Origin of the sequence: Pseudomonas sp. B21-047, assembly GCF_024748775.1 — a bacterium.
In the GTDB taxonomy this organism is placed as follows: Bacteria; Pseudomonadota; Gammaproteobacteria; order Pseudomonadales; family Pseudomonadaceae; genus Aquipseudomonas; species Aquipseudomonas capeferrum.
In genome coordinates this window covers 1,342,396-1,363,790 of sequence record NZ_CP087169.1, presented here as the reverse complement: position 1 = coordinate 1,363,790, position 21,395 = coordinate 1,342,396, and the positions used below count along the sequence as shown (strand labels likewise).

16 protein-coding genes and 2 tRNA genes are annotated in these 21,395 nt (G+C 65.2%); 12 read left to right on the top strand and 6 right to left on the bottom strand.

Annotated features, from left to right (window positions below; genetic code table 11):
• The 9 genes from LOY26_RS06285 to LOY26_RS06245 all read left to right on the top strand — a co-directional run bounded on the left by LOY26_RS06285 (position 1) and on the right by LOY26_RS06245 (position 9,530).
• Positions 1 to 1,257 (top strand): aspartate aminotransferase family protein, encoded by a 1,257-nt coding sequence (locus LOY26_RS06285; RefSeq protein WP_258714489.1) that lies wholly within the window; start codon positions 1 to 3, stop codon positions 1,255 to 1,257.
• Between the two features lie 9 nt (positions 1,258 to 1,266).
• Positions 1,267 to 1,710 carry a type II toxin-antitoxin system RatA family toxin gene (locus LOY26_RS06280; RefSeq protein ID WP_047581713.1) on the top strand — a complete coding sequence of 148 codons (444 nt, stop codon included), beginning with the start codon at positions 1,267 to 1,269 and terminating at the stop codon, positions 1,708 to 1,710.
• Positions 1,711 to 1,714: 4 nt separating this feature from the next.
• The gene (locus LOY26_RS06275) at positions 1,715 to 2,860 is read left to right on the top strand and encodes an isobutylamine N-hydroxylase (protein ID WP_047581711.1); all 1,146 of its coding nucleotides are present in this window, start codon (positions 1,715 to 1,717) and stop codon (positions 2,858 to 2,860) included.
• On the top strand, positions 2,857 to 3,684 hold the full coding sequence (locus LOY26_RS06270) for an SDR family oxidoreductase (RefSeq protein WP_033700762.1): 828 nt from the start codon (positions 2,857 to 2,859) through the stop codon (positions 3,682 to 3,684). Before LOY26_RS06275 ends, LOY26_RS06270 begins: the two co-directional genes overlap by 4 nt.
• A 10-nt stretch (positions 3,685 to 3,694) precedes the next feature.
• Entirely contained in the window at positions 3,695 to 4,666 is a 972-nt protein-coding gene (locus tag LOY26_RS06265; RefSeq protein ID WP_186663005.1) for a fatty acid desaturase, read from the top strand.
• Between the two features lie 41 nt (positions 4,667 to 4,707).
• On the top strand, positions 4,708 to 5,508 hold the full coding sequence (locus LOY26_RS06260; protein ID WP_186654604.1) for a DUF3050 domain-containing protein: 801 nt from the start codon (positions 4,708 to 4,710) through the stop codon (positions 5,506 to 5,508).
• A 73-nt stretch (positions 5,509 to 5,581) separates the two neighbouring features.
• Complete coding sequence (locus LOY26_RS06255; RefSeq protein ID WP_186663004.1) at positions 5,582 to 6,646, top strand: HlyD family secretion protein; 1,065 nt, start codon at positions 5,582 to 5,584, stop codon at positions 6,644 to 6,646.
• Positions 6,643 to 8,214, top strand: a complete 1,572-nt coding sequence (locus LOY26_RS06250) for a DHA2 family efflux MFS transporter permease subunit (protein ID WP_258714488.1) — start codon at positions 6,643 to 6,645, stop codon at positions 8,212 to 8,214. The genes LOY26_RS06255 and LOY26_RS06250 overlap by 4 nt, the downstream gene beginning before the upstream one ends.
• Positions 8,184 to 9,530, top strand: coding sequence for a TolC family outer membrane protein (locus LOY26_RS06245; protein ID WP_186654598.1), 1,347 nt, complete (start codon positions 8,184 to 8,186; stop codon positions 9,528 to 9,530). Before LOY26_RS06250 ends, LOY26_RS06245 begins: the two co-directional genes overlap by 31 nt.
• On the opposite strand, the gene pcaQ is transcribed toward LOY26_RS06245, so the two are convergent.
• The 4 genes from pcaQ to LOY26_RS06225 form a co-directional block, all read right to left on the bottom strand.
• Positions 9,521 to 10,453 carry a pca operon transcription factor PcaQ gene (gene pcaQ, locus LOY26_RS06240; protein WP_033700770.1) on the bottom strand — a complete coding sequence of 311 codons (933 nt, stop codon included), beginning with the start codon at positions 10,451 to 10,453 and terminating at the stop codon, positions 9,521 to 9,523. The two genes, LOY26_RS06245 and pcaQ, sit on opposite strands and share 10 nt — an antisense overlap.
• 157 nt (positions 10,454 to 10,610) lie before the next feature.
• Positions 10,611 to 10,973 carry a nitrite reductase small subunit NirD gene (gene nirD / locus LOY26_RS06235; protein ID WP_033700771.1) on the bottom strand — a complete coding sequence of 121 codons (363 nt, stop codon included), beginning with the start codon at positions 10,971 to 10,973 and terminating at the stop codon, positions 10,611 to 10,613.
• Positions 10,973 to 13,525, bottom strand: a complete 2,553-nt coding sequence (gene nirB / locus LOY26_RS06230; protein ID WP_186663002.1) for a nitrite reductase large subunit NirB — start codon at positions 13,523 to 13,525, stop codon at positions 10,973 to 10,975. The genes nirD and nirB overlap by 1 nt, the downstream gene beginning before the upstream one ends.
• A 241-nt stretch (positions 13,526 to 13,766) precedes the next feature.
• Positions 13,767 to 17,798: a bifunctional nitrate reductase/sulfite reductase flavoprotein subunit alpha gene (locus tag LOY26_RS06225; protein WP_258714487.1), complete on the bottom strand. Its 4,032-nt coding sequence runs from the start codon at positions 17,796 to 17,798 to the stop codon at positions 13,767 to 13,769.
• A 279-nt stretch (positions 17,799 to 18,077) separates the two neighbouring features.
• Between LOY26_RS06225 and map the strand changes: the two genes are divergently transcribed.
• A complete protein-coding gene (gene map / locus LOY26_RS06220; protein ID WP_186654591.1) occupies positions 18,078 to 18,854 on the top strand; it encodes a type I methionyl aminopeptidase in 777 nt (258 codons plus the stop codon).
• A 147-nt stretch (positions 18,855 to 19,001) separates the two neighbouring features.
• Here map and LOY26_RS06215 read toward each other — a convergent pair.
• Positions 19,002 to 19,078 (bottom strand) — tRNA-Asp (locus LOY26_RS06215).
• A 13-nt stretch (positions 19,079 to 19,091) separates the two neighbouring features.
• Positions 19,092 to 19,167 (bottom strand) — tRNA-Val (locus LOY26_RS06210).
• Positions 19,168 to 19,384: 217 nt separating this feature from the next.
• Here LOY26_RS06210 and rdgC point away from each other — a divergent pair.
• Both rdgC and LOY26_RS06200 read left to right on the top strand, forming a co-directional pair.
• Entirely contained in the window at positions 19,385 to 20,305 is a 921-nt protein-coding gene (gene rdgC / locus LOY26_RS06205; protein WP_033700777.1) for a recombination-associated protein RdgC, read from the top strand.
• A gap of 120 nt (positions 20,306 to 20,425) precedes the next feature.
• Positions 20,426 to 21,391, top strand: a complete 966-nt coding sequence (locus LOY26_RS06200) for a bile acid:sodium symporter family protein (RefSeq protein WP_033700778.1) — start codon at positions 20,426 to 20,428, stop codon at positions 21,389 to 21,391.
• The last annotated feature ends 4 nt before the right edge of the window (positions 21,392 to 21,395 follow it).

Genomic DNA, 21,395 nt, shown 5'->3' with positions numbered 1-21,395 from the left:
ATGAACAGCTTCACCCCCCTGCCCGAAGGGCTTGATGCCGAGCGCGTGCGCGCGCAGTACCGTGACCATGTCAATGCGGGTTATGCCCGCCTGGCCTCGATGATGAACCTGCCTATCGAGGTGGGTGCCGAAGGCGTCTATCTGTTCGACATGGACGGCCATCGCTACCTGGATGCCGGAGGCTATGGCGTGTTCCTGCTCGGGCATTCGCACCCGCAGGTCGTCGAGCAAGTCAGCCGCCAGTTGCACAGCCATCCGATGGCCAGCAAGCTGATGCTCAACCCGTTCCAGGCCCAGGCCGCTGGGGCCCTGGCTGCGGTATGCCCTGACCCGCTGCAGTATGTGTACTTCTGCAACTCCGGCACCGAAGCCACCGAGGCGGCGCTCAAGCTGGCCTGGCTCAATGGCTGCCAGCACGTGATCTCTACCCAGGGTGGTTACCACGGCAAGACCCTTGGCGCACTGGCGGTCACCGGCAGGGCTCTGTATCGCACACCGTTCGCCGACCGCCTGGGCGACAGCCATTTCGTGCCCTTTGGCGATGCCGAGGCGCTACGCCTGCAGTTGCAGGCACAACCCGAACGCACCTGCGTGATCCTTGAGCCGGTACAGGCCGAAGCCGGGGTGATCGTGCCTGCGGCCGGCTACCTGCAGCAGGTGCGCAAACTGTGCGACCAGTACGGCGCAATCCTGATTGCCGATGAAATCCAGTCTGGCCTGGGCCGCACCGGTCGCTGGTGGGCCTGCGACCACGAGGCAGTGGTGCCCGACATCCTGCTGGTCGGCAAAAGCCTGTCCGGTGGCTGCGTGCCGGTCAGCGCCATGGTCTGCAACGCCGACATGCAGGCGCCGCTCAACCGCAACCCGTTGATGCACACCTCCACCTTCGGCGCCAACCCGCTGGCCATGGCCGCAGTGATGGCGACCCTCGACGTGATGCAGCGCGAACAGCTGGTGGAGCGCGCCGCAGCCCTGGGCCAACGCCTGCAGCTGGGCCTGCAGACCGTGCTGCGGCAACACCCGCGCGGCGCACAGGTGCAGCTGCGTTGCGCCGGCCTGCTGCTCGGCCTCGAGTTCGTCGACGCCGGGCTGGCGGCAAACATGGTCATGCACCTGATCGACCAACGCATCGTGGTCAACCATTCGCTCAACGATCACCGGGTAATCCGCCTGACACCGCCAGCCCTGTACAGCGACAGCGACGTTGAATGGCTGCTTGGCGGTTTCGCCCGCGCCCTTGCCCGCACCTTCGAATAGGACACCGAAATGAAAGAAGTCAGCCTGACCGCCCATGTTCCCAGCCAGAGTGCCGAACAGGTCTACGCCGCCATCAGCAACTTCAGCCTCTACCCCCAGCTGTGCGAATCGGTGCGCAACATCGAGATCGAATCGATCCATGAGCACGAGGTGCTGAGCAACTGGGAGGTGAACTTCCACAGCGGCATTCTCAAGTGGCAGGAACGCGATGTCTTCGACCCCGACAACCTGCATATCCACTTCCGCCAGACCGCAGGCGACATCGACCACTTCTCCGGCTCCTGGCAAGTCAGCGAAACCGCCGAGGGCGCCAGCATTGCCTTCCGCTCGTGCTTCGACCTGGGCCTGCCGATGCTTGCCGACATGCTCGACCCGGTAGCGCGGCAAGCCATCCACGACAACATCAGCGCCATCATCAGTGGCCTGTTCCCGAACAGCCAGATCAAGGATTGATGCCATGCCGTTGCCACTCCTGCAAAACGCCAGGCAAACCCTGAACCGCTTTGCCCCAGGCTTCGCCGACCTGCTGACAGAACTGCCATTCGAGCAGCGCGAGGCGGCAGGCAGCCCGGTGGTGGACTGGTTCAAGCAGAACGGGCCGGTTGCCTTGCTGGTGCCCGGGGCTGGCGGTGGCCTGGGGGCCAGCGCGCGCGAAGCGCTGCATGTGCAGCTTGCCCTCGGCGCCTTGTCGCCCTCGCTGGCCGTGGCCAGCACCATGCATCAGTTTTCCGTGGCCAGCCTGGTCGCGGTTGCCGCCAAGGGCACAGGCGCCGAAGGCCTGCTGTTGTCAGCCATCGCCCGGCAGCGCCTGCTGCTGGCGTCCGGCTTCGCTGAGGGCGTGCCCGGTGGCGGCATCCTCGATGCCGGCATGGAAGCCTTGCAACTGGCCGACGGCGTACGCCTGAGCGGCAGCAAGCAACCGTGCAGCCTGACCCGCTCGATGGACCTGCTGACCGCCAGCTTCAGCCGTGCCAGCGAGCACGGCGAAGAGCTGATGATCGCCCTCATCCCCGCGTCCGCACCGGGCATCAGCCACCACCCGTTCTGGGGCAACAGCGCCTTGGCCGGTGCACAGAGCCTGGAGCTGCGCCTGGAGGATGTGTACGTCAGCGAGAAGATGATCTTCTCCGCCGGGTTGAAGTCGCAGCTGGGCGATGTACAGACCATCGGTTTCATCTGGTTCGAGCTGCTGATCAGCGCCAGTTACCTGGGGGCCTGCATGGGCCTGGTGGAACGGGCAATCGACGAGCGCCGCTGGAGCGACCAGCAGCGGGTGCAACTGGCCTGCCAACTGCAATTGTGCCTGAGCGCCCTGGAGGGCCTGGCGCATGAGGTCGATCAGTTGCAAGGCGACGCCGATGACTTGCTCGCGCGCCTGCTGCTGACCCGCTACGGCATCGAACAGCAACTGGCCAGCGCCTCCGACCTGGCCCACCAGATGCTCGGTGGCCTGGCCTTCATCCGCTCGAACCTGAGTTGCGACTGGCTGGCCAGCACCCGTGGCCTGCAGTTCCACCCTCCCGGGCGTTTCAGCATGACGGCCAACCTCGACCGCTACCTGCATGGCGCTACCTTCAGCATTGCCAATGGAGTCACCCTGTGAAACTGCTCAACAAGATCGTCGTCATCACCGGCGCGGCACGCGGCCTAGGCCTGGAAACCGCGCGCAAGCTCAAGCAGCAAGGTGCAACCGTGATCGGCATCGACCGGCTCGAACCGCACACGGCCCTCAACTTCGATGCCTACTACCTGCTCGACCTGTGCGACCGCGAGCGCCTGGACGAAGCCGCCGCCTCGATCCTGGAGCGCTTCGGCGACATCGACATCCTGGTCAACAATGCCGGGGTGCTGACCTTGGAGCGCGGCGAGACGGGGGTTAACGACGACGTGCGCCGCGCCCTGGAAATCAACCTGCTGGCCCCCTGGCAGTTGACCTCGCGGTTCTTGCCGGCGCTGCTGCGCACGCAGGGCAAGGTGGTCAACGTGTCATCGCTGTTTGCCCTGGTGAACGCGCCCTACGTCGCCGCCTATGCCACCAGCAAACGGGCCATGAGTGCCTATTCGGATGTACTGCGTATGCAGTACCCCGGGCAACTGGACGTGGTAACGGTGTTCCCTGGGTTCATCGACACGGCCATTCACGACCCGGCCGAACGGGTCGGCCTGTCGGTCAAGCGCCTGGTCAGCTTCAAGCGCGGCGAGCGCGTGCTGCTGTCGCTGGAAGAAAAACTCGATGACGCCAGCAATGGCCTGGTACGTGCCTGCACCCAGCGTGGCTTGCGCAACCGTGGCCTGACCTTCCTCGGCAGCGTGGCCATGTACACCGCCCGCTGGCTGCCGAGCGTGGTCGACGCGTTCATCAGCCTGCGCCTGCGCCGCCTGAGCAACGCCGGGCAGCTGTCGCTCAAGCCCGAACTGATCGACTGAGGACAGGCCGATGACGCAACTGGCACTGGACAAGCCCACGCTACGCCCGGACCGCAGCCTGCTCAAGCCGTCGGCGCTGGAAACCACCTGGGTGGTCGGCTATGCGTTGCTGCTGTTCGCCGTCCCGTTGGCAGTACTGGTGGAGACCCTCAGCCAGCTGCCGCAGGCATGGCCGCTGGCCCTTCCACTGCTGCTGCCGGCGGGTTACGGCCTGTTTCTGCAGGGCATCCTGGGCCACGAGGGCTTCCACTTCAACCTTAGCGAAAATCGCCTGTACAGCTGCATGCTGGCGGTGTTGCTGAGCTCGATGCTGACCGGCTTCTGCGTCACCGGCTACTTCGTCGACCACTGGCAGCACCATCGCCATAACGGCGGCCCCAAGGACCCGGACTGGCGCCTGTTGCGGCGCTATCGCCTGGCCGTGACCCGGCTGCTGGTGTCACGCCTGCATGCCACCGCCTGGTACCTGCTGCAGACCGTGCGCCTGGCCCTGCCCGGCGCCAAGGTCGAAGGCACGCTGCCGCTTCCGGACAAGCAGATCCGCTTGCTGGCCAGGGTCAATCTGGCCTGCCAACTGCTGTGGCCGGCGCTGTGGCTGGCGCTGGCGACGAAGTGGCCGGTGCTGCTGCCGGCGATGGCTGGGTGCCTGTTGCTGGCCTTGTTGATTTCCGCGCTCAACGCCTATCAGGAGCATGCCTTCGAGGCCTGCGTCGACCGGCCGGTGGCACGCTCGCGCACCGCCTGGCTGAGCACCCTGCTGCACCTGGGTTCGAACTATCACCTGGAGCACCACCTGTACCCACGGGTGCCGTGCTGGCGCCTGCCACGGCTGCACCGCCAACTGCTCGCCAGCGGTTGGTACGAAGGCCGCCAGGCGCTGCTCGAACCGCGTTTCTTCGGCGCCTTGCGCTACTGCAAGGCACGTTTCCCCTATGCCGGCGCCTGGCAAGCAATGCCACCGCCAGGCCGCCCCGGGCAGTAATTAGCGCCCGGTACACCGCCCCCACACTCAAGGAGCCGAGTATGTCTTTTGATGTTGATGCAATGATCGAAAATGAACGCCGCACCCTGCTGGCACACCCCCTGTTCGCCAGGATCAGCTCGCTGGATGACGTGCGCCTGCTGATGGAGAACCACGTGTTCGCCGTGTGGGATTTCATGACCCTGCTCAAGCGTATCCAGCGCGACCTGACCTGCGTCAGCCTGCCCTGGCTGCCGCCGCGGCACATCATTGCCGCGCGGCTGATCAACGAGATCGTCACCGGCGAAGAAACCGACGAGCACCCTGGCGGCGGCTTCATCAGCCACCTGGACCTGTACCTCAGCGCCATGGACGAGATTGGCGCCGACACTGGCCCGTTCCGTCAATTCCAGGCCCTGCTGCAAGCAGGCGTGCCATTGGCCCAGGCGTTGACCAACGTCGACATCCCGCTGCCGGCCAAGGTATTCGTCAGCAAGACCCTCGACGTTGCCCTTCACGGCTCGACCGAGCAGGTACTGGCGTACTTCTTCTTCGGCCGCGAGGACATCATCCCCGACATGTTCGGCGGCCTGCTGCAGCGCTGGGCGATCGAGGAAGCCAGCGTGCCGATGCTGACCTACTACCTCAAGCGCCACATCGAGATGGACGGTGACGATCACGGCCCGGCGGCCAAACGCATCATCGCCGAGATCGTCAGCGAACCCGCGCAGCAACAAGCGCTGGCCAAGAGTGCAGCCGATGCGCTGGTGGCCCGTACCGTGCTGTGGGACGGCGTGTTCGAACTGCTCAACCAGCGCGCCACCGCGACTGCGCAAGCCACTTGCGTGGCGGCAGCCAGCTGAGCATTGCCCCTTGCCTGCGCAGGCCGCAGGCAAGGGGCAATGGCCTTAAACGACAAGGACGAGAGCGTGTGACATGGTGAAAGGCAAGTACACCAAGTTGGCAGTATCGGTGCTGGTCATCGCAGGCCTGGCCGTACTGGGGCTGCAACGCTGGCAATACGCAAAGCAGTACGTCAGCACTGACAACGCCGAAGTGGAAGGCGTGATCATCCCTATTCGGGCCAGGCTGAGCGGCGTGGTGGTACAAGTGCCAGTGCACGAGAACACCCGGGTGAAGCAGGGAGACCTGCTGTTCCAGGTGCGTGAGGACGAATACCAGCAGCGGCTCGAACAGGCCCGAGCCAATTATCTGGGCGCGCTGGTCGCCACAGGCCAGGGCGGCATGCCTGGCCTGATGGACAGCCAGGTGCGCAGTGCCGCCGCACGCAGCCAGGCAGCACAGGCCACCATCGGACAACTGGTGGCCAACGCCGAGCAGGCCCGCAGCGACTATCGGCGTACGCAACGGCTGGCCGAGCAGGGGGTGGTCAGCACCCAGGACCTGGAAGCCGCGCGCGCGCGCTTCGATGCCCTGAACCATCAATTGCAGGCTGCCCGGAACAACTCCACCGCCGCCCGTGAAGGCACCTTGGCCAACCAGGCGGCACTGAAGGTGGAAGAGTACCGGATCAAGGCAGCCGAATCGGCCTTGGCCCTGGCCCGTATCGAGCTGCAGGATACCCGGCAGGCCTCGCCACGGGCCGGGGTCATCGTGCACAAGGATGTGCAGCCTGGGCAATTCGTGGTGGCCGGGCAAAAGCTGCTGAGCCTGGTCAGCACCGAGCGCATGTGGGTGGTGGCCAACTTCAAGGAAACCCAGATCGGCCGAGTACGGGTCGGCCAACCGGCACGCATCAGCGTCGACGCCTTTCCCGGGCAGCAGTTCGAGGGTGTGGTGCACAGCCTGGTACCGGCCACCGGTGCGCGGTTCTCGCTGCTGCCGCAGGAGAACGCCACCGGCAACTTCACCAAGGTGGTGCAGCGCATCCAGGCACGGATCGAGTTCCGGCAACTGCCCACGGCCATGCAACAGGCACTTAGCCAAGGCATGAGCGTGTTCGTCGAGGTCGATACCCGCGACAGCGGGCAGGTACTATGAAGTCGCCCTGGCTGGTGGCCGTGACGGTTACCTTGATCTCGATGATGGAGCTGCTCGACGTGACCATCGTCAACGTCGCCATTCCAAGCCTGATGGGCAGCTTTGGCGCGTCGGTGGACGAAATCTCCTGGATCTCTACCGGTTACATCGTGGCCAATGTGGTGATCCTGCCAGCCAGCGGCTGGCTGTCTGCCTGGTTTGGCCGGCGCCGCTACTACCTGGTGTCGTCGGCGCTGTTCGTGCTGGCGTCGCTCGGTTGTGCCGTGTCCCAGGAGCTCTGGCAGCTGGTGCTGTGGCGCGTGATACAAGGCCTGGCCGGGGGCGGCCTGCTGGGCATCTCGCAGGCGATCATCTATGACGTGTTCCCCAAAGAGAAGGTCAGCTCAGGCATGGCCTTGTATGGCGTCGGGGTGATGATGGGGCCGACCCTCGGCCCGTCGGTGGGGGGCTACCTGATCGATGAGTTCTCCTGGCACTGGATCTTCCTGATCAACCTGCCCATTGGTGCGCTGGCCCTGCTGCTGGCCTGGCTGTGCGTGGGCGACTCGCCCAACGAGCGACGCCCGCAGAGCATCGACTACCTGGGTTTCCTGTTGCTTGCCGTCGGTGTCGGCAGCTTGCAGATCCTGCTGGAGCGCGGCGAGCACTGGGACTGGCTGGAGTCGGACCTGAGCCTGCTGTGCCTGGCCCTGGCGCTGCTTGGCCTGGTGGGCTTCTGCTACTGGGAGCGGCGGGTGAGTAACCCGATCGTCAACCTGGCGCTGTTCAACAACCGCGAGTTCCTGCTGGGTTCGGTGTGCGCCTTCTGCGTCGGTTTCGGCCTGTACAGCACGCTGTTCATGGTGCCCCTGCTGCTGCAGACGCTGCTCGAACAAAGTGCCTACCAGAGCGGCCTGGTGATCTTCCCTGGGGCCCTGGCCAGCGCGGTCAGCACCTTGGTGATCGGCAAGCTGTCGCAGGAAAACCGCATCGATGAGCGCTACTTCATCTGCGTGGGCATCCTGGTCTACGGCTACGCCATGTACCTGCATACCCAGTTCACCCTGCAGAGCAACCCCGACACACTGTACTGGCCGCTGATCATCCGGGGGTTCGGCCTGGGCATGATCTTCGTGCCGCTGACCAACCTGGCCATGCGCCAACTGCCGGTACAGCTGATCTCGGTAGGTTCGGGCGTGCTCAACCTGATGCGCCAGCTCGGTGGCAGCGTCGGTATCGCCATCGCCGCCACCCTGCTCACGCGTTTTTCCTGGGAGCGCTACCGGCAGCTCGCCGAGCATGTCGACGAAAACCGCCTGGTCACCAGCGGCTGGGACCTGGCCAGCCTCGACCCGCGGCGGCTCTCCACCGAGCTGCTCGGCGCTGACCAGGCCAACGCCCTGCTGGCCTTCGTCCAGGCCCGGGAGCAGGCGCAGATGCTCGGTTTCAGCATGCTCTTCGGCCTGCTCGGTGCGGTGATGCTGATCGGCGTCCCGATGGTGCTACTGATGCGCAACCCCCGCCAACACAAGCCCTCACTTGCAAAGGAGTCCGCGACGTGCTCGGACAATGCACACGAATCCGCCTAGCGGTGCTGATACTGGCGCTGGTCTGCGCCAGCCCCGTACAGGCCCGCGACCTGTACCAGACCTACCAGCAGGCCCTGGGGCATGACATGGCCTATGCCGCCGCCCAGCAACGCCAGCTGGCGGCCGCGCAAAAGGCCCCGCAGGGGCTGGCCACGTTGCTGCCGCACCTGTCCCTGGAAAGCGGCGCAGCCTGGGTCGACCGCGAACACAGCGGGGCGGCCAGCCGCAACCGCGACAACTCCAATGCCTACGCGCTGGTATTGATCCAGCCCCTGCTACGCTGGCAGAACGTCATCGGCCATGAACAGGGCAAGGCCCTGGCAACGGCGGGCGAAATCGACCTGCTGGCCGCACGCCAGGACCTGATACTGCGCGTGGCCGACGCCTACTTCGAGCTGTTGCTTGCCGAAGACCAACTGGGCACCAGCCGCCAGCAAATGCAGACCCTTGGCCAGCAGCTGGACAAGGCACAGCGCTTTCGGCGCGAGGGCTCGGGGACCGAAAACGAAGTGCAGCGCATCCAGGCCCGCTACGACCTGGCGCAGGCCGAACAGATTGCCGCCGGCAATGCCTTGCGCCTCAACCAGCAGGCATTGGCGAGGCTGACCGGCAGCACGCCGGGCGAGTTGGCCAGGCTCGACGACGAGGTGGCGTTCAGTGGCCCGCAACCGGCCCGGCTGGATGCCTGGACCGACCAGGCACGCCAGCACAACCTGAAGGTGCAGGCCGCCGAGGTGCGCCAACTGATCGCCGAGCAGGAAGTGGAAAAACAACGAGCCGGCCACCTGCCAACCCTCGACCTGGTGGCCGCGCATGGCCGTTTTGCCTCGGTCGGTGGCAGCCTTTACGACGTCACCGTACCCGAGGAGAAATACACCCAGACGGTGGTTGGCGTGCAACTGAGCGTGCCGCTGTATGCCGGTGGCGGTACTCAGAGCCGTACCCGCGAGGCGCGTGCCCTGCAGGGCGCGGCCGAAGATGAGCTGGAAGATGCACGGCGCGAAGCTGATTTCATGGCGCGCCAGGCCTACCTCAACCTGACGGGCGGCATCAGCCAGTACCAGGCCCTGCAACAGGCCCTGCGCTCCAGCCAGAGTGACCTGCGGATCACCACGCACGCCTTCGAGGCAGGCGCGCGCATCAGCAGCGACGTGCTGGATGCCGAGCAGCAGCTAACCCGCACCCGCCTGCAACTGGCCCGCCAGCGCTATGCCATCTTGCAGGCGCAGCTACGCCTGATGGCGGCCAGCGGCAGCCTGAGCGATGACAACCTCAAGGCGCTCAGTGCCCTGCTGACAGCACGGGTTCAAGGGTAGCTACCCTCGCGGTACTGCCCCGCCACCTCGCGCAGCACCTCGCACACCCACTGCCCCGGCAGGCTCTGCGGCAAGGCGGCATTGCGACAGATGCCGACCGAGCCGCCCGGCTCGCGCACGCCCAGGTCGAGTTCGACCAGTTCGCCACGGCCAAGGTCGATCAGCACGGCGTCGCGCGGTGCCACCCACACGGCATCACTGCCCAGCAGATAGCGGCGGCTCAAGGCCAACGACAAGGTCTCCAAGCGCTGCGCCGGCAGCTGCACACCACATTGAACGAACAGGCTGTCGGCGTGCTGGCGAATGGTGGTGCCGGGGGGTGGCAAGACCAGCGGATAGCGCCCTACCTGCGCCCGCTCCACTGGCGTAGTTGCCAGCAGCGGGTGCCCCGGCCGCACGACCAGGCTCATCGACTCGCTGTACAGGTGCTCGAACGACAGGCCTTGAATCTGCGGGCTGTCGGTCATGCGCCCGACCACCAGCTCCAGTTCACCCAGGCGCAACTGCCCGAGCAACTGCGCACTGGCCCCGGTCACCACGCTGATCAGCAACGCCTCATGACGCTGATGCAGGCGGCACAGCACTTCGGGCATCAACAAGCCCTCGACGGTAGAGAGCACGCCAATGCGCACTTGTGACGGCGCCCGTGCTTCGCCGCGCAGGCTGCTCACGCCATCACGCAGGGCCTGTACGCTGGGCCCGGCGTAGCGCATGAAGCGAGTGCCGGCCGGGGTCAGTTCGACGCCGTGCCGGCTGCGTTCGAACAGGCGTGCTTCCAGCAGCTCTTCGAGTTCCTTGAGGGTCTTGGAAATCGCTGGCTGGCTGATCGCGAGGCTGTCTGCAGCCCTGGCCAGGCTGCCCTGCCGGGCGATCTCCAGGAAGCACAGCAGGTGGCGGTACTTGATGCGGGTGTCGAGGTTCATGGCCTGAAGCTTACCGCATTGGGGGGAGTGGGCAGCTTTTATAGTGCTCGCCGCAGCATTTTTGTCGCCAGGGAGATCGAGCGCCGCGCGGGCGGCGCTCGATCTCCCATACGGCGAAAATCCAACGGCGAACAGCGTCCGGGGCTTCAACAATTCATCACGCCACCGCCAGCTCCACCGCTTCACCATTGATCCGCACCGGCCACACCCGCAGCCGCTGCGCGGCATCCTCCAGGCAATGCCCGCTGTGCAGGCTGAAATGCTGCTTGTAGAGCGGCGCCGCCACCACCAGCTGGCCCTGCACACTCCCCACCAGCCCACGGCCGATGATGTTGGCCCCCGAGCGCGGGTCACGGTTGTCCAGCGCATACAACGCCTGCTCCTGCCCTGGCAGATAGAACAGCGCCACCTGGGCACCCTCGTGCCACACCACCACGCCGGAATCGGCAACCAGGTCGCGGGCCTGGCAGACCGTTTGCCAGTTGGGTTGGTGCGCTACAGCAGTATTTGACAGGTTCATCAGACAGCCTCCTCGACAGTGGGGATCAGGTGCAACGCTGCAGCAGGGCGGCGTTGTTCGCGCTCGCGGACGAAGTGCACGTCCGGGTCGGCGCGGTGGTCGTTGACGAAGGTGCGGAAGCGCTTGAGCTTTTCCGGGTCGTTGAGGGCGTTGGCCCATTCGCATTCATAGTGATCGACCACATGCTGCATCTGTGCTTCCAGCTCGGTTGCCAGGCCCAGGCTGTCGTCGAGGATCACCTGCTTGAGGTAGGCCAACCCGCCCTCCAGGTTTTCGCGCCATACCGAGGTGCGTTGCAGCTTGTCGGCGGTGCGGATGTAGAACATCAGCACGCGGTCGATCAGGCGTACCAAGGTGTCGTCGTCCAGGTCGGTGGCGAACAGCTCGGCGTGGCGCGGGCGCATGCCGCCGTTGCCGCAGACGTAGAGATTCCAGCCCTTGTCGGTGGCGATCACGCCGATGTCCTTGCTCTGCGCTTCGGCGCATTCGCGGGTGCAGCCGGATACCGCGAACTTGAGCTTGTGCGGGCTGCGCAGGCCCTTGTAGCGGTCCTCCAGGCGCAGGGCCATGGCCACGCTGTCCTGCACGCCATAACGGCACCAGGTGCTGCCCACGCATGACTTCACCGTGCGGGTCGACTTGCCGTAGGCATGGCCCGTCTCGAAGCCGGCCTCGATCAACTCGCCCCAGATCAGCGGCAGTTCGTGCAACTGGGCCCCAAACAGGTCGATGCGCTGGCCGCCGGTGATCTTGGTGTACAAGTCGTACTTCTTGGCCACCTGGCCAATGACGATGAGCTTGTCGGGGGTGATTTCACCGCCCGGTATGCGCGGCACCACCGAGTAAGTGCCGTTTTTCTGCATGTTGGCCATGAACGTGTCGTTGGTGTCCTGCAGCGGTACCAGCGCCGGGTCCATGATCGGCTGGTTCCAGCACGAAGCAAGGATATTGCCCACCGCCGGCTTGCAGATAGCGCAGCCGACATGGCCTTTGCCATGGCGCACGAGCAGGTCATGGAAAGTGCGGATACCGCCAACCCGTACCAGCCCGTAAAGCTCCTGGCGGGTGTAGGCAAAGTGTTCGCAGAGGCTCTTGTCGACCGTCACGCCGCGGGCCGTGAGTTCGTGCTCGAACACCTGCTTGAGCAAGGCCGCGCAGCCGCCGCAACCGCTGGCCGCCTTGGTGCAGCCCTTGACCGAGGCAAGGTCGCTGCAGCCGCTGTCGATGGCGGCGCAGACCGCGCCCTTGCTGACGTTGTGGCACGAGCAGATGGTCGCGCTGTCGGGCAGGGCATCGGCACCCAGGGCCGGCGCGCCGCCCGTTTGTGGCAGGATCAACGCGGCCGGGTCGGCAGGCAGGGCTATACCGTTCTGCGCGTACTGCAACAGGGTGTCGTAGTAGCTGTTGTCACCCACCAGCACCGCGCCCAGCACATGCTTGCCGCTGGCATCCACCACCAGCCGGCGGTAGGCGGCGTTGGCTTCGTCGATGAAGCGGTAGCTGCGCGAGCCCGGCGTGGCGCCATGAGCATCGCCGATCGAGCCGACATCCACGCCCAGCAGCTTGAGCTTGGTCGACATGTCGGCACCGGTGAAGGCGACCGCAGCATCCCCCGCCAGCAGCGCCGCCAGGTTACGGGCCATGCTGTAGCCCGGCGCAACCAGGCCGAACACGCTGCCGTTCCACGAGGCGCACTCGCCGATGGCGAAGATGCGCGCATCGCTGGTGCGACAGTGGTTGTCGACTACCACCCCGCCTCGCGCGGCAATGTCCAACCCGCATGCGCGGGCCAGGGCGTCCTGCGGGCGGATGCCGGCGGAGAACACGATCAGGTCGGTTTCCAGGTGTTCGCCGCCGTCGAAGTTCATGCGGTAGCGATAGCCCTCACCGGCACTGATCGACTGGGTGGCGCGGGACAAGTGCACGCCCACGCCCAGGGCCTCGATCTGTGCCTTGAGCGCCGCACCGCCCTCGCTGTCCAGCTGCACCGGCATCAAGCGTGGGGCAAACTCCACCACATGCGCTTCCAGGCCCAGGGACTTGAGTGCATTGGCCGCCTCCAGGCCCAGCAGGCCGCCACCCACCACCACGCCACGCTGGGCATTGCTGGCGGCGGCGCGGATTGCATCGAGATCGTCGAGGGTGCGGTAGACCAGGCGAGCGTTGCCGCTGGACCCTTCGATCGGCGGGACGAACGGGTAGGAGCCGGTGGCCAGTATCAACTGGTCGTACGCGTAGCGGCCTTGGGGGGTAACCACCTCGCGGCGCGTGCGGTCGATCTCCACCACCGCTTCGCCCAGGTGCAGGTGCACGCCTTGGCTGGGGTAGAAACCCTGCTCGCACATCGCCAGGGTCTCGGCGCAGCTGCCGCCGAAGTATTCGGAGAGGTGCACACGGTCGTAGGCACGCTGGCGTTCTTCACCGAACACTCGCACCTCGAAGTGCTGCAAGGCGCCACGCTCGATCAATTGCTCGACGCAGTGGTGGCCGACCATGCCGTTGCCGACAATCACCAGTTGCTCTCGTTGCCTGCCGTTCGCTGTTGCCGTCATAGCCGATCCTCGATCAAAAAAAAACGCCTGGAGCGGAAGCTCCAGGCGCCTTTGCCTGTACTCATCAGGGTGTGCCCCTGGTTGATCGCCGTTGATCAGTGGGGCGTGTTGTGAACGTGATAAAGCAGGGAATGTGCCAAATGCTGTATCGCCTGTTCAAACGCGACAGGGCCAGAAAAGTCATCGGACATTCCAGAAAAAACCGCACAGCCAAGGTGCACCCATCCCCATCCCGGTGCACTCAATACACATCGCGCCGATAACGCTTGGCCTTGCTCAACCCTTCAACATACGCATCCGCCGCGGCCTCACTCATGCCGCCGTGCTCGGCGACGACCCTGCGCAGCGCGCTGTCCACATCCTTGGCCATGCGCTGGGCATCACCGCACACATAAAAGTACGCACCCGCCTCCAGCCAGCGCCAAAGGTCGGCGCCTTGCTCGTGCAGGCGCTGCTGCACATAGATTTTCTCGGCCTGGTCGCGGGAGAACGCGGTATCCAGACGCAAGTGGCCTGTCGCTTGCCATGCCTGCAACTGTGCCTGGTAATAGAAGTCGCTGGCCGCATACTGCTCGCCGAAAAACAGCCAGTTGCCCCCGCGTGCCCCGCGCGCTTCTCGTTCTTCAAGAAACGCCCGAAACGGCGCGATGCCGGTGCCCGGCCCAACCATGATCACCGGCACGTTATCGTCCTCGGGCAGGCGAAAATGCTTCGAGGCCTGCGGGAAGATCGCCACCTTGATGCCGTGCGCGCGGTCGGCGAGGAAGGTCGAGCAAGCGCCCTTGCGCTGCCCGTAACGCACCGTCGAGACGGTCAGGTGAACTTGGCCAGGGTGCGCCAACGGGCTGGAGCTGATCGAGTACAGGCGCGGCTGCAAGGGTTTTAACAGGTCGAGCCAGGTGGCCAAGGGCAGGTCCTGGGGGAACTCGCGCAGCACATCCGCCAACTGCCGCCCCCACAACCAGTTTTGCAGCTCGGCCTTGTGCTCGGGCTGGAGCAACCGGCGCAGGGCATCGGCGCTGTGGCTGAACACCTGCAACTGCGCCGGGGTGACCTTGGCGATTTCCAGGTGCGCCTCCATGGCATCGGCCAGCGGCAGTGCGGCCTGGCCTTTGACCTCGACCAGGGCCTGGCCATCGAGCCGCATCAGCGCCAGCAGCTCTTCGACCAGCGCCGGGCAGTTGCGCGGCCATACGCCCAGGGCGTCGCCGGCCTGGTAGCTGAAGGTGCTGCCAGCCAGGTCGAACACCAACTGGCGCGTCTCCTTACGGGCACCCGGGGCATTGAGCACGCGGTTCTCCAGCAAGGTGGCCGACCATGGCTGCTGCTTGCTGCAGGCCTGCGCAGGCGAAGGCGCGCCACTGGCCTGGGGCGCGGCGGCGTCAGCCAACTGCGCCAACAAGGCGTCGAGCCAGGTGGCGAATGCCTCATCGTAATCCGGCTCGCAATCCACCCGTTGCAGCAGGCGCCGCCCACCCAGCTCGGCCAGGCGCTGATCGAGCTTGCGGCCAAACCCGCAGAACTGGTCGTAACTGGAATCGCCCAGGGCCAATACGGCATAGGGCACATCGGCGCAGTGGACGCCCTCCTCGCCTTGCAGTGCCTGCCAGAACAGCGCCGCACTGTCGGGCGCGTCGCCATCGCCGAAGGTACTGGCGATCAGCACCACACTGGCAGCACCGCGCAACTGCTGCGGGCTGAGTGTATCCATGCAATTCAGGCGCACCGCCAAGCCAGCACCACGCAGGCGCTCGGCACAGCGCTCGGCCAGCGCTTCGCCGTTACCGGTCTGCGAGGCCCACAGCACCTGGTGCTGCGGCGCCTCCAGCGCCCGGCTGGGCAGCGCCGAAGGCTGCGCGAACACGCCCGCCAGCAGGCCGTCAACGAACCACCGTCGGTTAGCGGCCATTGGCGCGCTAGCCGGCAGGCTTGGCACACCCTCGACGCGGGCCTGCTCCAAGCCAAGCAAGAAGCCCTGCAGGTAATGGCGCTCTTGCTCGGCCAGCGCCGGGGCCGGCAGGTTGTCCAGGCCAAGCAGACGAGACAGGGTGGCGGTCGGCATGTGGGCAGACTCCGGGTGGGCAGTGGCGCCGCTCAGGTCGAGGGCGTCGATACGTTCGCCGGCAACCCGCTCAAGGGCCACGGCGCAGTGTTTGAAGGCGGGCTGCAGCGACAGTGGGTCGACCGCATCACAGGTGACGGCATTGATGGCCAACTGCTCGCCGACCAGGTCGTTCCAGTGAAACGGCGCGAAGCAGTTACCTGGCATCACCCGGTCGCTGATGCGCGCCGGCAGCACGGCCTGACCACGGCGCGAGCGAATGGCCACCTGGTCCTTTTCGGCGATGCCAAGCCGTGCGGCGTCCTCGGGATGGATTTCGATGAAAGGGCCAGGCTCCAGCTTGTTCAGCGCCGGCACCTTGCCGGTCTTGGTCAGGGTGTGCCACTGGTGCTGCACGCGGCCTGTGTTGAGCACCAGGGGGTAGGCGTCATCCGGCAACTCCGCTGCCGGCAACCAGGGCCGAGCGAAAAAGCGGGCCTTGCCGCTGGCGGTGGGGAACGCCAGCGCCGGGCGCTGGCCCTGGGCGTCGTGCAGCAGCGTCTGGCTGCTGCCATCGTTCAGGTAGCGCAATGGGCTGCGGTCGCTGTCACGCCCTGGTGCGCATGGCCACTGGCGCGGCTGCGCACGCAGGTCGGTGTAGCCGATGCCACGCAGGTCGTAGCCGGTAGCGGGGTTATGGAAGCGGCGAATCTCGTCGTACACCGCTTCGGCATCAGCGTAATCGAACGCGTCGGCATAGCCCATCGCGCAGGCCACCCGGGCGATGATCTGCCAGTCCGGCAGGCTCTGGCCAGGAGGCGCCACGGCGCGTGGCATCAAGGTGAGGTTGCGCTCGCTGTTGATCATCACGCCCTCACCTTCGGCCCACAGTGCCGCAGGCAGGAGGATATCGGCGTAGCGGTTGGTCTCGGTGTCGAGAAACGCATCCTGGGAGATCACCAGCTCGGCCCGGCGCAGGCCGTCGATCACCTGCTGGCGGTTGGCGACGCTGGCCACCGGGTTGCTGCAGATGATCCAGCAGGCTTTCACGTCCCCTGCTTTCAGCTGTTCGAACAGCGCCACCGTACCCTCGCCGCCTTCGCTGCGCAGGCTGCCTGGTGGCAGTTGCCACTGCTGTTCGACGAACGCGCGGTCGCCTTCCAGCAGCGCCGAGCGCTGGCCTGGTAGGCCGGGCCCCATGTAGCCCATCTCGCGGCCGCCCATGGCGTTGGGTTGGCCGGTCAGCGAGAAAGGCCCGCTACCGGGGCGGCAGATAGCGCCGGTGGCCAGGTGCAGGTTGCACAGGGCGTTACTGTGCCAAGTACCGTGGATGCTCTGGTTCAGGCCCATGGTCCAGCAGCTCATCCAGTCGTTGGCACGGCCGATCCATTCGGCGGCCTTGATGATGTCGGCCTCGGCCAGCCCGGTGATGGCGGCCACGCGCTCGGGGCTGTAGTCGTCGAGGAAGGCTGGCAGTTCGTCCCAGCCGTCGGTGTGGCGAGCGATGAAGTCGGGGTGGGTGTGGCCGTTGCGGTGCAGCAGATGCAACAGGCCGTTGAGCAAGGCCATGTCGCTGCCGGGGCGTACCTGCAGGAACAGGTCGGCCTTGTCGGCGGTGGCGCTGCGCCGCGGGTCGACGACGATCAGCTTGGCGCCGGCCTTGACCCGGTCCAGCAGACGCAGGAACAAAATCGGGTGGCAGTCGGCCATGTTGGCGCCGATGACCAGGAATACGTCGGCGTGCTCGAAGTCCTGGTAACTGCCAGGTGGGCCATCGGCACCGAGCGACAGTTTGTAGCCACTGCCGGCGCTGGCCATGCACAGGCGCGAGTTGGACTCGATATGGCGGGTGCGGATAAAGCCCTTGGCCAGTTTGTTGGCCAGGTACTGGGCCTCCAGCGACATCTGCCCGGACACATACAGCGCCACGGCATCCGGGCCGTGCTGGTCAACGATGCCGCGCAGGCGCGCGGCGGTGGCGGCAATGGCCTGGTCCATGCTGGCGCGCACCGGCGGCTGGCTGCGCTGCTGACGCAGGTAGGCATCCTCCATGCGCCCGGCGGCGGTCAGCGGCACGTGCGCGGTCAGGCCCTTGGTGCACAGGCGGCCAAAGTTGCTGGGGTGCTGCTTGTCGCCGCTGATCTTGCTGACCTTGCCATCGGCAACGCGCATGACGATGCCGCAGCCGACGCCGCAATAGGGGCAGACACTGCGTACTTCGCTGCTGCTCATGGGCCGGTCTCCTTGGGGAAACGCAAAAGGCGCCGGCTGCCCCGGCTTGCATGGCAAGCGGGGCAACACGGCGCCTTTGTCGTGAAGAGGTGCGGGCAATCGGCATTGATTGCCCTGGGTAGGGGTCAGTCAGCAATTAGCGGGCCAGCTGTGCGGGCCTCTTCGCTGGCAAGGCAGCGCGCCCGTGCGGGGACGGCTTGCCGCACCATGCGGTGGCACCGCGAAGGCCCATGGCGCTATGCTGGGGCACATTTTTGCCAGAGTTACTGCCTTCTCCCCATGTCCCAGGTGATCCTCAAAACCCCCGCCCAACTCGACCTGATGCGCAACGCCGGCCGGTTGCTGGCCCAAGTGTTCGCTGAACTCGATGGCTTCATACGCCCCGGCGTGACCACGATGCAGATCAACGACCACGCCGAACGCTATATCGTCGAAACGCTCAAGGCTCGGCCAGCAAGCAAGGGCCAGTACGGTTTCCCTTACGCCCTGAATACCTCGGTGGACCACGTGGTGTGCCACGGCATGCCGAAGGCGGATGAGGTGCTCAACGAGGGGTCGATCATCAATGTCGACATCACCCTTGAACAAGGCGGCTACATCGCCGATTCGTCGAAGATGTACTGCATTGGCCCGATCAACGACGAGGCACGTCGGCTGGTCGAAACGACCTACGACGCGCTATGGAAAGGCATCGAGCAAGTGCGCCCCGGGGCGACGCTTGGCGACATTGGCCATGCCATCCAGGTACATGCCGAGGCAGCCGGCTATAGCGTGGTGCGCGAGTATTGCGGCCATGGCATTGGCCAGCAGATGCACGAAGGGCCCGAGGTGCTGCATTTTGGCCAGCGCGGCATGGGCATGAAGCTCAAGCCCGGGATGGTGTTTACCATCGAGCCAATGATCAACCAAGGCGGGCGTGGCACTCGGACCTTGAAGGATGGCTGGACGGTGATTACCCGCGACCATGCGCTGTCGGCGCAGTGGGAACATACGGTGGCGGTGACCGAAGCAGGGGTTGAAGTGCTGACGTTGCGCGAGGAAGAACGCATGCGTTGATGCGGCCTTGCACCGCCAACGCCGGCCCGCTACCACAGGGGCCGTGCTGAACCGCAGAACGCCTCAAAAAGCACAAACAAAAAAAGCGACCCTAAGGTCGCTTTTCCTGTAACTTCCGGGTGTTCAGTGGGCCCTGGAAGTTGAATATGGCGCAGCGGACGGGACTCGAACCCGCGACCCCCGGCGTGACAGGCCGGTATTCTAACCGACTGAACTACCGCTGCGCTATACATCGAGTGGTGGGTGATGACGGGATCGAACCGCCGACCCTCTGCTTGTAAGGCAGATGCTCTCCCGGCTGAGCTAATCACCCTTTCGTCTCGGTGTGGCGCGCATTCTACGGATGAGCCCCCACCCTGGCAAGCACTTTTTTCGACTTTTTTAAAAAAATTTTCGAAGCCTTTCAAAGACCTAGCAACGCTGGTCTTTTCTTCTTCTATATATAGGTGCTGGCCCTCTGACAGGGTTGGACGGGAACCACTGCTCGGAGAATAATGCCCGCCTTATGCATTAAGGAGAGATTGCCCCTCATGTGGTTCAAGAACCTGCTGACCTACCGCCTGACCCAGGATGTTCCATTCGACGCCGAAGCGCTGGAAACCGCCCTGGCCAGCAAGCCGGCCCGTCCCTGCGCCAGCCAGGAGCTGAACACCTATGGCTTCGTCGCGCCGTTCGGCAAGGGCGAAGACGCTCCCCTGGTGCACGTCAGCGGCGAGTTCCTGCTGATCGCCGCGCGCAAGGAAGAACGTATCCTTCCAAGCAGCGTGGTCAATGACGCCGTCAAGGAAAAGGTCGAAGAGATCGAGACCGAGCAGATGCGCAAGGTCTACAAGAAGGAACGCGACCAGATCAAGGACGAGATCATCCAGGCCTTCCTGCCGCGCGCCTTCATTCGTCGTTCGATGATCTTCGCCGCCATCGCGCCGCGCCTGGGCATGATCCTGGTCAACTCGGCCAGCGCCAAGCGTGCCGAAGACCTGCTGTCGACCCTGCGTGAAGTGATGGGCTCGCTGCCGGTACGCCCGGCAACCGTGAAGATCGCACCCGTTGCCACCATGACCGACTGGGTCAAGTCGCAGCAAGCCGCCGAAGGCTTCTATGTACTGGACGAGTGCGAGCTGCGCGACACCGCCGAAGACGGTGGCATCGTGCGCTGCAAGCGCCAGGACCTGACCAGCGAAGAAATCCAGCTGCACCTGAGCACCGGCAAGGTGGTCACCCAGCTGGCCCTGGCCTGGCAGGACAAACTGTCGTTCGTGCTGGACGACAAAATGGTCATCAAGCGCCTGAAGTTCGAGGAGCTGCTGCAAGAGCAGGCAGAACAGGATGGCGGCGATGAAGCCCAGCAGCAGTTCGATGCCAGCTTCCTGCTGATGATGATGACCTTTACCGAATTCCTGCCGGTGCTGTTCGAGGCGTTGGGTGGGGAGGAGATTCCGCAAGGGGTCTGAGTGGCATGAAATGTCGGGGCTGGGCTGGGACGTATTCTCAGCCAGTACCGGCCTCTTCGCGGGCTCGCCCCGCGAAGAGGCTCTCGAAAACTGCATCTCTATAAGTACAAGGACCTGCCCATGCGTGCCCTCGCCGCCCTCAGCCGCTTCGTCGGCAATACCTTTGCCCTCTGGGTGCTGGTGTTCGCCGTGCTGGCCTTCCTGCAACCGCAATGGTTCATCGCCCTGAAAGTGGCCATCGTACCGTTGCTGGGCCTGGTGATGTTCGGCATGGGCCTGACCCTCAAGCTCGATGACTTCGCCGCCCTCGCCCGCCAGCCCTGGCGGGTGATGCTAGGGGTGGTGGCGCACTTCGTGATCATGCCGGGCATGGCCTGGCTGCTGTGCCAGCTGTTCCACCTGCCGCCCGAGATTGCCGTGGGCGTGATCCTGGTCGGCTGCTGCCCTAGCGGCACGGCTTCGAACGTGATGGTCTGGCTGTCCAAGGGCGACCTGGCGCTGGCGGTGGCGATTGCCGCCGTCACCACCCTGCTCGCCCCGCTGCTGACCCCGGCGTTGATCTGGTTCCTGGCCTCGGCCTGGCTGCCGGTCTCGTTCATGGACATGTTCTGGTCGATCCTGCAGCTGGTCATGCTGCCGATCGTGCTCGGCGTGCTGGCCCAGCGCCTGCTGGGCGCGCGGGTACAGGCGGCGGTGCAGGTGTTGCCACTGGTGTCAGTGGTGAGCATCGTCATGATCGTCTGTGCGGTGGTGGCGGCCAGCCAGGCGAAAATCGCCGAGTCGGGCCTGCTGATCATGGCCGTGGTGATGCTGCACAACAGCTTCGGCTACCTGCTGGGTTACCTCACCGGCAAGCTCTGCAAACTGCCACTGGCCCAGCGCAAGTCGCTGGCACTGGAGGTGGGCATGCAGAACTCAGGGTTGGGGGCAGCCTTGGCGGCGGCGCATTTCTCGCCATTGGCGGCGGTGCCGAGCGCGCTGTTCAGCGTTTGGCACAATATTTCGGGGGCGCTGCTGTCGACCTGGTTCCGCCGTATGGAAGCGCCTTTGCCGGTAGATGAACGTGGCGAACCTGCCAGGCACTGACTTG

Excerpts from the sequence above, each read along its gene's own strand:
- LOY26_RS06225 (WP_258714487.1), bottom strand. The coding sequence starts at position 17,798 with ATGAGCAGCAGCGAAGTACGCAGTGTCTGCCCCTATTGCGGCGTCGGC.
- map (WP_186654591.1), top strand. The coding sequence starts at position 18,078 with ATGTCCCAGGTGATCCTCAAAACCCCCGCCCAACTCGACCTGATGCGC.
- LOY26_RS06265 (WP_186663005.1), top strand. The coding sequence starts at position 3,695 with ATGACGCAACTGGCACTGGACAAGCCCACGCTACGCCCGGACCGCAGC.
- pcaQ (WP_033700770.1), bottom strand. The coding sequence starts at position 10,453 with ATGAACCTCGACACCCGCATCAAGTACCGCCACCTGCTGTGCTTCCTG.
- LOY26_RS06255 (WP_186663004.1), top strand. The coding sequence starts at position 5,582 with ATGGTGAAAGGCAAGTACACCAAGTTGGCAGTATCGGTGCTGGTCATC.
- LOY26_RS06260 (WP_186654604.1), top strand. The coding sequence starts at position 4,708 with ATGTCTTTTGATGTTGATGCAATGATCGAAAATGAACGCCGCACCCTG.
- rdgC (WP_033700777.1), top strand. The coding sequence starts at position 19,385 with ATGTGGTTCAAGAACCTGCTGACCTACCGCCTGACCCAGGATGTTCCA.
- nirD (WP_033700771.1), bottom strand. The coding sequence starts at position 10,973 with ATGAACCTGTCAAATACTGCTGTAGCGCACCAACCCAACTGGCAAACG.
- LOY26_RS06280 (WP_047581713.1), top strand. The coding sequence starts at position 1,267 with ATGAAAGAAGTCAGCCTGACCGCCCATGTTCCCAGCCAGAGTGCCGAA.
- LOY26_RS06285 (WP_258714489.1), top strand. The coding sequence starts at position 1 with ATGAACAGCTTCACCCCCCTGCCCGAAGGGCTTGATGCCGAGCGCGTG.
- nirB (WP_186663002.1), bottom strand. The coding sequence starts at position 13,525 with ATGACGGCAACAGCGAACGGCAGGCAACGAGAGCAACTGGTGATTGTC.
- LOY26_RS06200 (WP_033700778.1), top strand. The coding sequence starts at position 20,426 with ATGCGTGCCCTCGCCGCCCTCAGCCGCTTCGTCGGCAATACCTTTGCC.
- LOY26_RS06275 (WP_047581711.1), top strand. The coding sequence starts at position 1,715 with ATGCCGTTGCCACTCCTGCAAAACGCCAGGCAAACCCTGAACCGCTTT.
- LOY26_RS06250 (WP_258714488.1), top strand. The coding sequence starts at position 6,643 with ATGAAGTCGCCCTGGCTGGTGGCCGTGACGGTTACCTTGATCTCGATG.